The following is a 13,294-nucleotide window of genomic DNA, read 5'->3' on the forward strand; positions in this document are numbered from 1 at the left end:
TTATCCCCTCATTCTGCGGGGTTGTCGCCGTCCGGCACCTTCCGTCTTGGGGAGTTGCTGGGTGCCGTTGCAGGTGGGGTAGTGGACGCAGCCGAGGAAGTTGCCGTACTTCCCTCTTCTCTCGACCAACCAGCCATCGTCGCACTCAGGGCATGCTGGGAATTCCGTGCCGCAGCTGCACATGAGTTTGTTTGGGTTGCTCGGGTCGGCTTTGGGCAGGTCCTGGCCGCAGGCCGTGCATGGGCTGAGCTTTTGGCCGCAGAGTTGGCGATGCTCGCAGCCAAAGGTCACGCGGCCTTTGGTCGAGGTTTGTGCCAGCATGCGGCCACCGCAGGCACCGCAGCGATGTTCGGCAATACCCGGCTCGCCGATCGTGATGGTTTCATAAGCGGGATCATCTGCCAGTTCTTTGACAAGCACGGAGGGTTTCTCGCGATTGGTCAGGATGGTGACAGACTTACGGGCGCGGGTCAGCGCCACATAGAACAGCCTTCGTTCCTCCGCGTGATCGAAGGCTTCGGGCTCGGGCAGAACAAGATCGAGCAGTGGATCATCAACGATTTCAGACGGGAAGCCCTTGGTTCCGGCTTCCGCCCGCAAGACCACGACATGGTCGGCCTCCAGGCCCTTGGAGGCGTGCATCGTCATGAAGGACAAAGAGATGTTCGGATGAGCGGCGGTCAGCTCTCGCAGATTGCGAGGCTTCAAGAAATGATACCGCCCAAGCAGAAGAACGCTTGTCTTGCCGGTTGCCTCTGTCGCGATCTGATCCAGCGTGCTTTTGAGCGCCGCGTCATGCCGTGCGCCCTTGTAATACGCCACCTTGATCGCGGTGTCGGTGCCCTGCGCAGCGGTGATGACGGTCTTATCAATCTGGGACGGGTTTTGAAGGATGAAGCGCCGCGCGGGCAGTGCGATCTTATCAATGCTCCGGAATGTCCGGCCGAGATCGACCACGCGGTGAACGCCTGTCGTATTGGCGAAGTGGCCGCCGAACTCTTGGCCAAAATTGCGCATCAGATGGATATCTGAGCCGGTGAAGCGATAGATAGACTGCCAGTCATCGCCCACGGCAAAGAGGCGCGCATCATCATGCTGGGCCTTCAACGCTTTGAGCAAGCGGGCACGACCAGCAGAGATATCCTGGAATTCATCGACAAGAAGGTGCCGGTACGGGCTCTCGTAGCGTCCGGCCTCAACATAGCTGGAGGCGCGGATGATCATGTCTTCGAAGTCGATGCGATCGCCCAGCCGTTCCTGATACGCGGCATACAGGGGCTCGAAAATTTTCAGGAAAGCCCCACTCCGCTGACAATCTTCGGCAAGCTCGCCACGGTTCTTGCAATGGGTGATCGATGCGCCGGAGCTCTTGAAATGGCGTAAAAACGTTCCGAGCGTCTGGGTGAAGCTATCGACCTGACCCATCTCAGCCAGCTTCTCAAAAAGCTGGTCTTCCGAGATAGGCTGACACGTTACATGCCGTGCAAGCTTTTCAGCCAAGGCGATGGTCAGCCGACCGTCGACCCGCTCGTAGCTGTAGGTTTCGATCAGGGTCGTTCCATGGTCGCGGTGTACTTGCCGCTTCCACTCCATATCTTCGAGGTAGCGGTTGCGATCGATATGGGGCGCTGTCGTGAGGCGGGTTGATCCATCAGCTTGACGGCTTCTACGAACCCCGAAATGTTCGATATAGACACCGCTTTCGCTTAACCGGAAATCCGGTGTGTAGGTGCGTCGTGTATTGCCCTCAATCTTGTGCTCGTAATTCGGTTCGTACTCATAGGCGATACCGTTGCGATAGAGCCAATTGGCAATCTGGAGCTCTTCGAAACTTTTGACCAGCTCCCCATTGAAGGTGCGGAGCTCGTGTGCTTCGACATAGCCGTAATATTCATCCCGCGTCTGGAAATCCCATTCGCTCTTATAGGGCCAGAAGAAATCGGCGAACCATTCGAGCAATAGGCTCTTCATGCCCGCCTTGCTCGCAACCTCATTGACCAGGATGTCACGCAAGAGGGTCCTGAATTGTGCATCGTCGCTGGCATGGGCGGCGATGGCAGGGGCACAGCCCTCCACTTCGCGCAAGATGGCATATCCAAGCGCGTGGAAGGTCATGGCGTAAACACTCGCCCCGGCACGTTCCTTGATGCGGCTGGCCATTTCCGCGGCGGCATCCTTGCCGAACGCCATCAGCAATATCTCTTCCGGCTGTCGCAGGCCGCGCTCGATCAGATAGGCAGCCTTGGCGACGATGACGCTGGTCTTCCCTGACCCGGCACCGGCCAGGACCAGCGTAGAATCTTCATCAGTGACAACCGCCAGCCGTTGTTCAGGGGTGAGCGGGTTCGACTCGATCTTGTCGAAGAATGCCCCCATGGCGTCGAGTTCGGTTTCTATGAAGCGCTCAATCGCCGCCTCGCGTGCAGGCTCGGGGGCTTCGTTGAAATCCTTGGTCGTGTTCAGAAGAGCCAGCTGGGTGCCGGAGAGAGCTCCGTCAGGGATGGTGGCGGGGAACGTCTCGGCAATCCTCGCGGCGCGCGCCAGGAACGGTTCAAGCAGGCAAGCTGAGGGGAAGCGGCGCGGAAGCTGTAGATGGGCGATCGCTTTGCCAAGCGTTTGCAGCTCGTCTTCTTCGGCATTGCCTTGTGCGGAGATATGGCGACGTAGTGCATCGTTGATCGACGAGCGGAACGCCGTGGCGTCCTCTTGATTCACTCCGGCAATGGTGAGGTGATCGCCGCCAGCCAGTGGGACAGTCAGCGCGTGGAAGCCGTATGATTTGCCGACAGTCGAAAGGCCAGCCATCTCCGAAAATGCGACAGGTCGACCAGTCTTACCATGAACAATGAGGCCGGTCTCGGTTTGCTCGACACCCCAATAGCCCAGGCCAAAGGGCCGGAGCAGCACGCTGGCAACCGGACTTCTTTTGATACGCTGTGATCCCGATCCACTCATCACGACAAGACTTACCTACCGCCCATCTGCGCCGACACGGGCAGCACGCTCGTATGCTCTCATGTCAGGGGTAGTCATGATCCGCGCGACTATGCCTGTCTGCATTGATTATCCTTTGTTGTTTGTTAAACCTGATGATAGCGGTGCGGCTAATTTTTTACAACGATAACGGTAAGTTAGTCTTCGCATTCCGATGCTCTCTGGATTGGTGTCGCAACCCTGTCGGGCCGGGCTGTCGTGAACCGAGCCTGACAGGCAGTCTCGGCCATTCGGCGTCCATCCCTTGCGCGTTTCTAGAACGATGCCAGCCCTTTGGGGCTGACAGCTTGGTTGTTCTGTTTGGGGCTTGCAGCCCCTAGGCCATCAAGACCAAGCCCTCCGCTTCGGCTGCGGGCGTGTCCGGCGGTCTCCCCAACCTTCCTTCCCCTTGGTCCGTGCAGGTCGGGTGATCCCCCTCCGCCGGACACGGTCTTGATGGACATCCCCCCGCTCATTGGCGCGGGCCTAGTCCCGGTTGCATGCGCAACGGGTAACTTAGGAAAGGAAAAGCCAATGAAACAAGACGTTTATCAGAAAGTGACCGACAAGATTATTGCCGATCTCGAAAAGGGCGAGCTCTCTTGGCTGAAGCCTTGGAGCTCCGGCAACACAGATGGGCGGATCATCAAGCCGCTACGCCATAACGGCGTGCCCTATAACGGCATCAACATTCTGATGCTGTGGGGCGCGGCGATCGAAGGCGGGTTTTTCTCCCCGTACTGGATGACCTTCAAGCAGGCCAAAGAGCTTGGCGCGCATGTGAAAAAAGGCGAGCGCGGCAATCTCGTTGTCTATGCTAACACCATCACCAAGACCGAAGAGCAGGACGACGGCAGCGAGGAGGAGCGCTCTATCCCCTTCATGAAGGGATACACCGTGTTCAACGTCGAGCAGATCGAAGGCTTGCCGGGTCATTACTACACCAAGCCCGAGTCGGTGATTAATCCAGCCGAACGCATCGCGCATGCAGATGCATTCTTTGCCGCCACCGGTGCCGACATCCGCCATGGCGGGAATTCTGCCCACTATGCCGGTGGCAGCGATCATGTGCAAATGCCCGTCTTTGAAAGCTTCGTAAGCCCAGAGGCTTACTACGCCACCTTGGCGCATGAGCTCACCCACTGGACGAAGCACGACACGCGCCTTGCTCGTGACTTTGGCCGGAAGAAATGGGGTGATGAAGGATACGCCCGCGAGGAACTGGTTGCCGAGCTTGGCGCGGCGTTCCTTTGCGCTGATCTGGGTCTAACCCCTGAGCCGGGCACAGATCACGCGGCCTATATCCAGAGTTGGTTGAAAGTCTTGAAGAACGACAAGCGCGCGATCTTTGCCGCCGCCGCCCATGCCCAGCGTGCCGCCGATTATCTGCATGGGCTTCAGCCCGTCATTGAAGCCGAGAAGGAGGTTGCCGCGTAAGCGGCAACATCCCTCTTCCCAGGAAGGAAAATTTTCGTCCGCCTCCGGCGGACGTGCCTCCCTTCGGGATAGAAAGAAGGACGGTTACGTTGCAGGTACCGTGCAACGCAACCTGCGAAGGTCATGAAATTATAGACTTTTCAGACGGTTAATCGTTGCGCGTCGTCACGGTCTCGTTGCATGGCTCGTGTTGGTGTATTTGCGTTGCAAAATACATGAAACGAAAACTTGAGAATGAACAAAAATCCATGTATCATATATACTTAATCATTTCACAGGCGAATAACTACGTTTCATGGCAGCCATCGATCAGAGCATCCTAGACTACATCGCAGCGCATCCTAGAGCACGCCGTGAAGCAATCCGTCGTGGCGCTGCTGCCGATGCCAGCGACACAACAATCTGGCGCGCGCTCAAGCGTTTGGCCGATGCCGGAAAGCTCGATATTTCAGGGCGGGGACGGGCCACAGAATACACCATCGCCGGATCAGCAACGGTTCGCGCCCATCTCCGAACACCCTACAATCAGCGCCCGCCCGTCCGATATAACCCCGGGTTTCTGGACGCCTATGTGCCAGGGCGCAGCTTCTATCTTTCCGCAGCAGATCGAGAAACGCTCCAGGCAGCCGGACGTCCGGTCGGCGGTTCCATTCCAGCCGGTACATACGCACGGCGCATTCTTGAACAGCTCCTCGTCGATCTGTCTTGGGCGTCATCACGCATGGAAGGCAACACCTACGATATCCTGCAAACCGAGCGCCTCATCAAATTCGGGGAGGCCGTCGAGGGCAAGGACCGCAAGGAAGCCTTGATGATCCTCAACCACAAGGAAGCGATCGAATATGTCGTCGACAACCTTGAAACCATCACCTTGCTGCGGCCCGACATTTTCAACATTCATGCGCTTCTTGCGGAAGGTCTTCTAGCGGACCCGGCTATGGCAGGCCGTTTACGGACAACACCGGTGGGCATCTCCCACTCCAGCTACAAACCCCTCGAAGATGGCATCACCATCGAAGAAGAATTCGACATCATCCTGACAAAAGCACAGGCGATCGAGGACCCATTCGAGCAATCCTTCTTCCTCATGGTTCATATTCCCTATCTTCAGGGCTTCATCGACATCAACAAGCGGACGTCCCGCGTGGCGTCGAACATCCCGCTTCTGAAAGCCGATCTTGCGCCGATGTCCTTCCTGACCATGAACGACGCGGATTATATCGACGGGCTGATCGGCATTTACGAGCTCAACAACGTGGCTCTCTTGCGGGATGTCTATGTTGAAAGCTATCTCGCATCGGCCGAAAAATACCGCGTTCTGCGCGCCGAAGTGGACACCCCAGAAAAAGCCGCTCTGGCTTATCGGGACGTTGTGCGCGCGGCGGTAAGACACAGCGTTCTCACGGAAAAAGCCTTTCGACCCGATGCCATATTGGCCCTCGTGCAAGAGCACGACGTTCCGGAGGCAGATCAGCAAGCGGTCGTGGCCTATGCGCATCAGCAGTTTCAAGGACTGCACGAAGGCAATCTGATCCGCTACAAGCTCAAGCCAGCCGATCTAGCCGATGTGGATTTGAGCTAAGTCCTTGAGGACGGCGGGGCTGGAGAATTGCCGGTTTCTTGGCCGGATGAGAAGCCAAGCCCCGTCAGAGTGACAGGGCAGGGGCAGCGCGGCGGCGGTTACGCACCAGCGTGATGTTTTCGAGGGATGCCAGGATATTGCGGCGGTCGGCAGTACCTACGGCTGTGGCAATCAGCAGCCGGTTAAAGGTGGCGTAAAGCTCATCCAATTGGTCGTCGGTTAGCTGCTCCAGCTCGTACATGGTGAAGAATGTGATCATCGTGATCCTCCTGTTCTTGGGTTACCGAGACCGGACCATCCGGGTCTTCGTTGAACAGGGCCTCACAGCATCATGGACATGATCGGGACACCGTTTTCGGGCGCAACGAATGTGCAGCAGGCTTGCCCTTGTCCCGCTTATTCATGGCTGCATATGCCAGACCTGATTTATCTGAAGACCATTGGATGCGACACGAGCCACTTCAAGATCAGGGGAGAGCATGGTGGCAGGCTTTCTCCGTCCGTTGCTGGAGCCAGAGTCCAAGATCAACCTTGGATGGGTTTTGCCCGTTAATTGCCTGAAATTCCTGACCGAACGCGGTCACCCGTCAATATCCTGCCCGCACCACCCCGCCTTAAACGGCGGGCCGTGTTGGACATGACAGCTGCCCTTCTCCGTCCGGTCTTGCGGAATGGCATGAACCAGCCAACCCCAAACCAAAGGAGAACATTCATGGCTAACACCGGCAACCACCCCTCGAAACCATCCCCGAAGGCGCCTGACTTCCTCGCGTGGCACGTCACGCAAAAGGGCGATTAAATCCTACTGGAACAAGGTCGGCGCGGCTTGGCGCACAGAGACAGCGCAGGCTACACGATCCAGCTCGAAGTCGTCCCGATCAATGGCCGCATCGTCCTGCGCCAACCGATCGAAGACCCGACCGAGCCCACACACGACCAGGAGGGCGCATGAGCGCCCCCTTCACCATCCGGATTGTCTGGCGCGGCATCGGCATCCAGGTGCACTATCATCCCTGCCGCTGGAACGGTCCTTGCGACCATGTCGAACTCAGCAGCGACGGCCGCGTCCCGCTCCCCGTCACCGAAACCGGCTACAAATCGCATTTCCTGCCAACCGGTATCGTGACCGCCGACACGCTCGAAGAGCAGGTTATGGCGTGGCTAGACGAGGAAGCACAGTCCGACAACTGGAAACGCCATGAAGAGGCTTCCAAGCAGTTATCACTCTTTTGAAAGGTAGATTTCTCGAAAGACATTGCAGTGGCTCGACGAAAACGCCGCCGGAAAATCCAGCGGCGGCGTTCATTGTTCGCAATTGGCAGAGCGTTGTTACCGGCCTCGATCGCGATCCTTGTTTGGTGCTGCAATCGGTTTGAAGCTGCCTTTCAGTTTGTTTGGTTCGCCAAGCGCAAAGCGCGGGCGCGCCGGTTGCTGCGACTTGGCAGGCATTGCCAAACCCCTCTTAATCCCGCCGATGCCCGGAGGGGCCAGATTAAGTCGCGGTTGGTTCGACCAGCTTGGCGACGGGGCTTTGGGCTTCGCGTTGTCCTTGTCGCGCAGCATCTCGTCTTTGGGGTTCATGCTGCGCACAAAGCGGATTTTTGCGGGTGTATCACTCATGGGGGATCATCTCCTTGCCCTTAGAATGGCTCTTCGCCATCAGTCTCGGTTTGATCCACACAAGACCGGCTATGCGCTCTTGCCAGCCACCCGGCAATAAGCTCTTGCAACCCAAACACAGCCACATCCCGCCTTATCTCAGGGTCGCAGGTTTGGGTCGTACCATGCGGAATAACACCGCCTTGCATCAGAAGATCGAGCGTTTCTTCACCGACCGCGACCGCCGTTTCAAATTCTCGGCGCGAAAGCACCAAAGTCATGGTGACAGTCGTATTTTTCTCTGATGACATGGCATGAGCGTTCATGGCGCGGGTCCTTGTGAGGCTTAAGATCGTCATCCGGCGCGATGATCGCGCCGGATCAGTACGACAGGCGGTCAATGCAGATTGACGCCCCGCGATTGCAGGTCCTCATCCCAGAACCACGGCACCTTATAGGCGACGATCGGGTTCATGTTTTCGATGAAGATGATTTGCTGATCAGCGGGCAGGCGCATCAGCTCATCAGGATAGGCCAGCTTGCGTTGGGCGGCAGCGGTCGTATCGGTGTTGCCGACACTATTGGAGCTGGAGCCGCCACCGCTGCCCGAGCTCGCTCCAAGCGTCCGTGACAAGGCGCTGCTCAAGTTCCAGACAGTGGTCTCACCACACAGCGCTGAGAAATACTCCGCCGTCAGCCGGTCACGGCTGCCAAAATACTGGATCAGCCCCGAGTTGCCGATGAAAGTCTCCCAGCTATCGCCATAGATTTTCTTGAGCTGGCTCAAGTCCTGGACGACACCGTAAAGCTGCATCCCAAAGCCCGCCATCAAACCATAGGCCTGCTCGATCATGGTCAGCTTTCCAAGCGCAGGCATCTCATCAAGGATGAAAAGGACCGGCTTTGGCGGTTTCTCAGCGATATTGCGGGCATTGACCGTGATCGCCTGCTGGATCATCAGCCGCAGCCACCGGCTAAACCCGCTCAAGCGATCGGCAGGCAGCACCAGATAGATCGTCATCGGCGTCGTCTTCAAATCCTCGAAGCGGAAGTCAGATGCCGACAGGTTCTCACGGATACGAGCGCTGTCTAGAAAGTGGGTTTGCGCTTGTGCCGCTGCCATGACGTTGGAAAGAAGCTTCTCTTCTTTTTGCAAGCAGCGGGCTCCGGTGCTGGCCACCACATGGTGCGGGCTTTCCAGCATGCGATGGAACAAGGCCTGCAAATCTTCGCCATCAAGCAGGAGAAGATCACGCATGCGGCCAAGATGCCGCTGCCCTGCTTCCCGATCATCGGTGGCGAGATAGAGCAGCAGGCCTTGCATCACCCCTTTGCCCTCTTCATCCCAAAAACGGTCATTGGCGGCTTCGATCAGGGTCAAGGCATCCGCGAGCAACATGCCGTTTTCTGTGATGTCTGGATCACCAAGTGTCAGCCAGTCGAGCGGATTGAAGCGCGCCGTCGGGACACCCTCAACCTCAGCAATATGCCAGGGATCAACGATCAGGACCTTTTGGCCCATCTCCTGACGGGCACGAGCCGTGATCAGCGCGTTCTCTCCCTTGGGATCGATGATAAGGGCCGAGCCTTCATAGGTTAGTAGATTGGTGATGATCTGCGTGACACCCTTGCCCGAACGGGTTGGTGCCACCAGGAGGCCATGGCGATCGCCGTTATAGAAGATGGTCTCATAGTCGGTATCGCGATAGGCCTCACCCAACCGGAAGCCGCCCGGCGTAAACACCCCGCGCTCTTCCAGCTCTTGCGGCAGCGCCCAGGACGCCGAACCAAACGTTGTTGGAACGGCCCCCAAAGCTTGCAGCTTCTGGCCAAGCCAGTACCCCAGCCCGACAAAAAAACCTGTAATCCCGAGAAAGGCCGACACGCTCCACCCCAGAGCCCCGTTGTTGAAGAAGACAACGAGCCCGGCGGCCAGCACCGTCACGCCGAACGCTGCCTTGCGCAGCTCCTTGGCTTGGGGTGACATGAACCAGCCAATAGCAAAGCCGATGCCGGTCCAGCCTGCAATCACCGCAAGCCGAATAAGTCCCAACATAGTATCGGACGGCCCGCCATAGCCGTAGTTGGTACTGTTTCCGAACAGCCCTTGGGCCAGGGCGTTATCGGGATACAGTATTGTGCCAAGCGCAGTCGCGCCTAAACCGATCACCCCTATGGTGATCTTCGGGAATGGTCGCAAAGACATGTTTACTCTCCTTGATGTCCTAGAGGTCAAACCGGGAGCCGCGATCACGACCCCCTTTGCGAAGCCGTGACGGCTCATCAGACCGGACGCGCGCACGCTCCCGGTCACTCGCTTCAAATCCGCGCGAAGACCCGCGCAGAAACTGCATCACGTCGCGGGCCAGCAGCCTGCGGTCATGTTTGTGTCTGGTGGAAAGGGCATCGATCTGCCGTTGCAGCGCGCGCCGATCATCCATCTGCGCTGCAACCAGATCATCACGCTGATGTTGATCTCTCTTGGCGCAGGCAGGCTCACGGCTTGCCCTCCGCGATGGTTTCGGGCGTGAAGCCCATGAACCGCGCCTGGTCGAGGACACGGTCGCTCATTTGGATCAGGCGGAAGCCGCGCCCGGCCTCCCGGGCCGAGGTGGCGGCGGCCAGCAGCACCTGCAGGCAGAGGGCGCCGAGGTGCGACACGGGCCCCGCGTCGATCACGAGGTCCTCCGCCGCGGCGAGGCGGCTGCGCAATTCCTCGGCCAGGGGGCCGGCGGCGGCCACGTCCAGCCGCGGGGGCAGGGTCACATTCACTGTCATCTGGGGGACTCCCCCCGGCGCTTCTGGCAGGGCATCGACCGGCCATCCCCTTGCTGCGTTCCGTCCCCGGTGTTCTAGGGGGCGGTCCGTTAAGACGGGGTTCCGCAGGGCAGGAGAATTCGCAGAAGACCGCGCCCCCGGTGGGCGCGGGGGGCTCAGGCAGCCATGAGCCCCGTGAGGCAGAGCGCGGTGCCGAGCAGCGGCAGGTCCGGGCTGTCGAGCAGCGTGACGGCAGTTGCCTCGAAGAGCTCCTCGTAAGGTCCGCGGCGCAGGAATGTCTCGATAAAATAGGGGCTTGCGAGTTCGGCCTGAAGTCCCGTGGCCACGCTGCCGACAAGGAAGATGCCGCCCGTGGGCCTGTGGATCATGGCAAGATCGGCCAGCACCCGGGCGGTGATCCGGGCGGCTAGGCGACGCGCCGCCCGGGCGGGCTCATCCTGAGCGGTGGCGATGTCGGGGGCGCGGCGCGGGCCGGTGCCGCAGAACCGCCCGAGGGATTCGAGGCCGCGGCCCGAGAGCAGGTCCTCCACCACAGGCAGGCGTCCGATCTCGGCGATGAGGTGATCGCGCAGGGGCTCTTCGCCGGGTGCGAAGGCCATGCGGAAGAAACCGGCCTCGGCGGCGGGCACGAGGGCGCCGGCCGGCGCAGGATACCAGGGCGCGATATTGAACCCGGTGCCGAGGTTGACGGCCAGCCGGGGTCCGGCGGGGTCGGGCGCACCGGGGTGCAGCACACGGCCCGCGGGCGGCGCGGCGAGGGCATGTCCAACGGCCTGCAGATCGTTGAGCAGCACCACGCGCGACAGGCCGGGCAGCGCCTGCCTGAGCCCGTCGGCGGTGATCGTCCAGGGATGGTTCGTCAGGGTGACACTGTCGCCCGAGACCGGACCGGCGGCGGCAAAACACAGCGCCTCGGGCTGCCACGGTCCCGTGGCGGCGAGCAGGCTTTCGAGGCTCGGGAAATCGGCGTTGCGGTGGCGGGTGACCGGGCCGAGACGCGGCAGGACCTCGCCGGGGCGCGGCGGGGCCGCGGGGGCCAGGCGGGTATTGGTGCCGCCGATATCGGCAAGCAGGTAGGGGTAGTGCATCGGCCTCTCCTCCGGTCGTGGGCGGAGAGTAGACCGGGCGGGCTGCGGGGAAAAGAGGGCGCGCGCAGGGCCCGGGGTCAGGTGCGCGCAGGGCCCGCGACAGGCAAGGGGCCCCGCAGGGCCCCCTCTGAACTTCTGGACACCGGCCTCAGGCGCGGCGGCGGCGGCGCCCGCCACGTCCTGCCCCAGCGGCAGCCGCGGCCTTGGCGGCCTCGGGGAAGGTCGCGCCTTCGGCCACCGCGTCGAGAATGCGGGAGAAGCCGATCCATTCGGCGCCATGCGCATCGTGGTTCATCAGCAGGTTGGCGGCTTTGATCGCCTCCATCTCCACCTGCCGCACCGGGTTCATGATCGCCGAGGTCATGCCTGCCCCGATCGCCATCGGCAGGAAGGCGGCGTTGATGCCATGGCGGTTGGGCAGGCCGAAGGAGATGTTGGAGGCGCCGCAGGTGGTGTTCACCCCCAGCTCCTCGCGCAGGCGGCGCACGAGGGCAAAAACCTGCTGCCCGGCGGTGGCCATGGCGCCCACGGGCATCACCAGCGGGTCCACGACAATGTCATGGGCGGGAATGCCGAAGTCGGCGGCCCGTTCGACGATCTTCTTGGCCACGGCAAAGCGGACGTCCGGATCCTCCGAGATGCCGGTGTCGTCGTTGGAGATCGCCACCACGGGGACGTTGTATTTCTTTACCAGCGGCAGGACGAGCTCCAGCCGCTCTTCCTCTCCGGTGACGGAGTTCAGCAGCGGGCGGCCCTCGGCGGCGGCAAGGCCGGCCTCCAGCGCGGCGGGCACGGAGCTGTCGATGCAGAGCGGCACATCCACGAGGCCCTGCACCAGCTCGATCACCTTGGTCATCAGCGGCGGCTCGGTCTCGTTGGGGTTGGGGTTGGAGTTGTAGACCACGCCCGCGTTCACATCGAGCACCATGGCCCCGCAGGCCACCTGCTCCAGCGCGTCCTTCTCCACGGTGGAGAAATCGCCGGCCTCCAGCTCGGCGGCCAGCTTCTTGCGCCCCGTGGGGTTGATCCGCTCGCCGATCACGCAGAACGGCTCGTCAAAGCCGATGGTGACGGTCTTGGTCTTCGATTCAAGGACGGTCCGGGTCATGCGTGTGCTCCTCTCCTAAGTCCCGTCAGGGTCTCCAGCACGGGATCGGTGTAGTCGGTGATGACATGGTCGGCGCCCTCTGCCCGCAGGCGGTCGGGCGACAGGCCGGTGGCAAGGCCAATGACGGTGCAACCCGCGGCGCGCGCGGCGGCAAGGCCCGAGGGGCTGTCCTCGAAGGCGAGCGCCCGGGCGGGATCGACGCCGATGCGGCGGGCGGCCTCGCGGTAGACATCGGGGGCAGGCTTGGGCTGCGGCACCTGATCGGCGCAGACGACGACCGCGAACCGGTGGCGCAGGCCGATGGCCGCGAGCATCGCCTCGGCGTTCTCTTTCGCTGCGTTGGTGGCAATGGCCACGGGCAGGCCCGCGGCCTCGGCCCGGTCCAGAAGCGCGGTCAGGCCGGGCAGGGGCGTTGCGCCCTCGCGGGCCAGCAGGCGGCGGAAGCGGGCTTCCTTCTCCACGTCCCACCACGCCGCATCCGCGCCGGGCAACAGCTCGGCGAAGGTGTCGAGGTTGTGGCGACCGTGGATATGGCGGGCATAGAAGGGCTCGTCCACGACCCGGCCCGTGGGGGCGAGGATCTCGGCAAAGACACGGCGGTGCAGCGGGTCGCTCATCAGCAGCGTGCCGTCGAGGTCGAAGAGCAGCCCCGCGATCATGCCACGGGTCCGCGGCACGGCCTGCCACGCGCGCGGACCGCCCGCGCGTCAGGGCCCCCGTCCTCGGTCA

The 13,294-nt window shown here is 61.0% G+C and carries 13 protein-coding genes; 4 read left to right on the top strand and 9 right to left on the bottom strand.

Features of this window, described 5'->3' with window-relative positions; translation table 11 throughout:
- A complete protein-coding gene (locus tag ACX9MO_RS17305) occupies window positions 1–2,907 on the bottom strand; it encodes a UvrD-helicase domain-containing protein (RefSeq protein ID WP_462212737.1) in 2,907 nt (968 codons plus the stop codon).
- 600 nt (window positions 2,908–3,507) lie between these two features.
- Here ACX9MO_RS17305 and ACX9MO_RS17310 point away from each other — a divergent pair.
- On the top strand, window positions 3,508–4,410 hold the full coding sequence (locus ACX9MO_RS17310) for an ArdC family protein (protein ID WP_462212738.1): 903 nt from the start codon (window positions 3,508–3,510) through the stop codon (window positions 4,408–4,410).
- Between the two features lie 295 nt (window positions 4,411–4,705).
- The gene (locus tag ACX9MO_RS17315; protein ID WP_462212739.1) at window positions 4,706–5,992 is read left to right on the top strand and encodes a Fic family protein; all 1,287 of its coding nucleotides are present in this window, start codon (window positions 4,706–4,708) and stop codon (window positions 5,990–5,992) included.
- A 64-nt stretch (window positions 5,993–6,056) separates the two neighbouring features.
- On the opposite strand, the gene ACX9MO_RS17320 is transcribed toward ACX9MO_RS17315, so the two are convergent.
- Window positions 6,057–6,251: a hypothetical protein gene (locus ACX9MO_RS17320; RefSeq protein ID WP_462212740.1), complete on the bottom strand. Its 195-nt coding sequence runs from the start codon at window positions 6,249–6,251 to the stop codon at window positions 6,057–6,059.
- A gap of 567 nt (window positions 6,252–6,818) precedes the next feature.
- On the opposite strand from ACX9MO_RS17320, the gene ACX9MO_RS17325 reads away from it, so the two are divergent.
- Window positions 6,819–6,944, top strand: a complete 126-nt coding sequence (locus ACX9MO_RS17325) for a hypothetical protein (protein WP_462212741.1) — start codon at window positions 6,819–6,821, stop codon at window positions 6,942–6,944.
- Complete coding sequence (locus ACX9MO_RS17330; protein ID WP_462212742.1) at window positions 6,941–7,225, top strand: hypothetical protein; 285 nt, start codon at window positions 6,941–6,943, stop codon at window positions 7,223–7,225. The genes ACX9MO_RS17325 and ACX9MO_RS17330 overlap by 4 nt, the downstream gene beginning before the upstream one ends.
- A gap of 96 nt (window positions 7,226–7,321) precedes the next feature.
- Here ACX9MO_RS17330 and ACX9MO_RS17335 read toward each other — a convergent pair whose 3' ends face one another.
- The 7 genes from ACX9MO_RS17335 to ACX9MO_RS17365 form a co-directional block, all read right to left on the bottom strand.
- Window positions 7,322–7,612 (bottom strand): hypothetical protein, encoded by a 291-nt coding sequence (locus ACX9MO_RS17335; RefSeq protein ID WP_462212743.1) that lies wholly within the window; start codon window positions 7,610–7,612, stop codon window positions 7,322–7,324.
- A gap of 20 nt (window positions 7,613–7,632) precedes the next feature.
- The gene (locus ACX9MO_RS17340) at window positions 7,633–7,917 is read right to left on the bottom strand and encodes a hypothetical protein (RefSeq protein WP_462212744.1); all 285 of its coding nucleotides are present in this window, start codon (window positions 7,915–7,917) and stop codon (window positions 7,633–7,635) included.
- 71 nt (window positions 7,918–7,988) lie between these two features.
- Window positions 7,989–9,797, bottom strand: a complete 1,809-nt coding sequence (locus tag ACX9MO_RS17345; RefSeq protein WP_462212745.1) for a type IV secretory system conjugative DNA transfer family protein — start codon at window positions 9,795–9,797, stop codon at window positions 7,989–7,991.
- Between the two features lie 290 nt (window positions 9,798–10,087).
- On the bottom strand, window positions 10,088–10,369 hold the full coding sequence (locus tag ACX9MO_RS17350; RefSeq protein WP_222489828.1) for an STAS domain-containing protein: 282 nt from the start codon (window positions 10,367–10,369) through the stop codon (window positions 10,088–10,090).
- Window positions 10,370–10,524: 155 nt separating this feature from the next.
- Window positions 10,525–11,457 carry a glucokinase gene (locus ACX9MO_RS17355; RefSeq protein WP_462212746.1) on the bottom strand — a complete coding sequence of 311 codons (933 nt, stop codon included), beginning with the start codon at window positions 11,455–11,457 and terminating at the stop codon, window positions 10,525–10,527.
- Between the two features lie 148 nt (window positions 11,458–11,605).
- Complete coding sequence (locus ACX9MO_RS17360; RefSeq protein ID WP_222489830.1) at window positions 11,606–12,565, bottom strand: methyltetrahydrofolate cobalamin methyltransferase; 960 nt, start codon at window positions 12,563–12,565, stop codon at window positions 11,606–11,608.
- Window positions 12,562–13,224: an HAD family hydrolase gene (locus tag ACX9MO_RS17365; RefSeq protein ID WP_462212747.1), complete on the bottom strand. Its 663-nt coding sequence runs from the start codon at window positions 13,222–13,224 to the stop codon at window positions 12,562–12,564. The genes ACX9MO_RS17360 and ACX9MO_RS17365 overlap by 4 nt, the downstream gene beginning before the upstream one ends.
- Between the last annotated feature and the right edge of the window lie 70 nt (window positions 13,225–13,294).

The sequence above is a fragment of the Pseudooceanicola profundus genome (assembly GCF_054919315.1).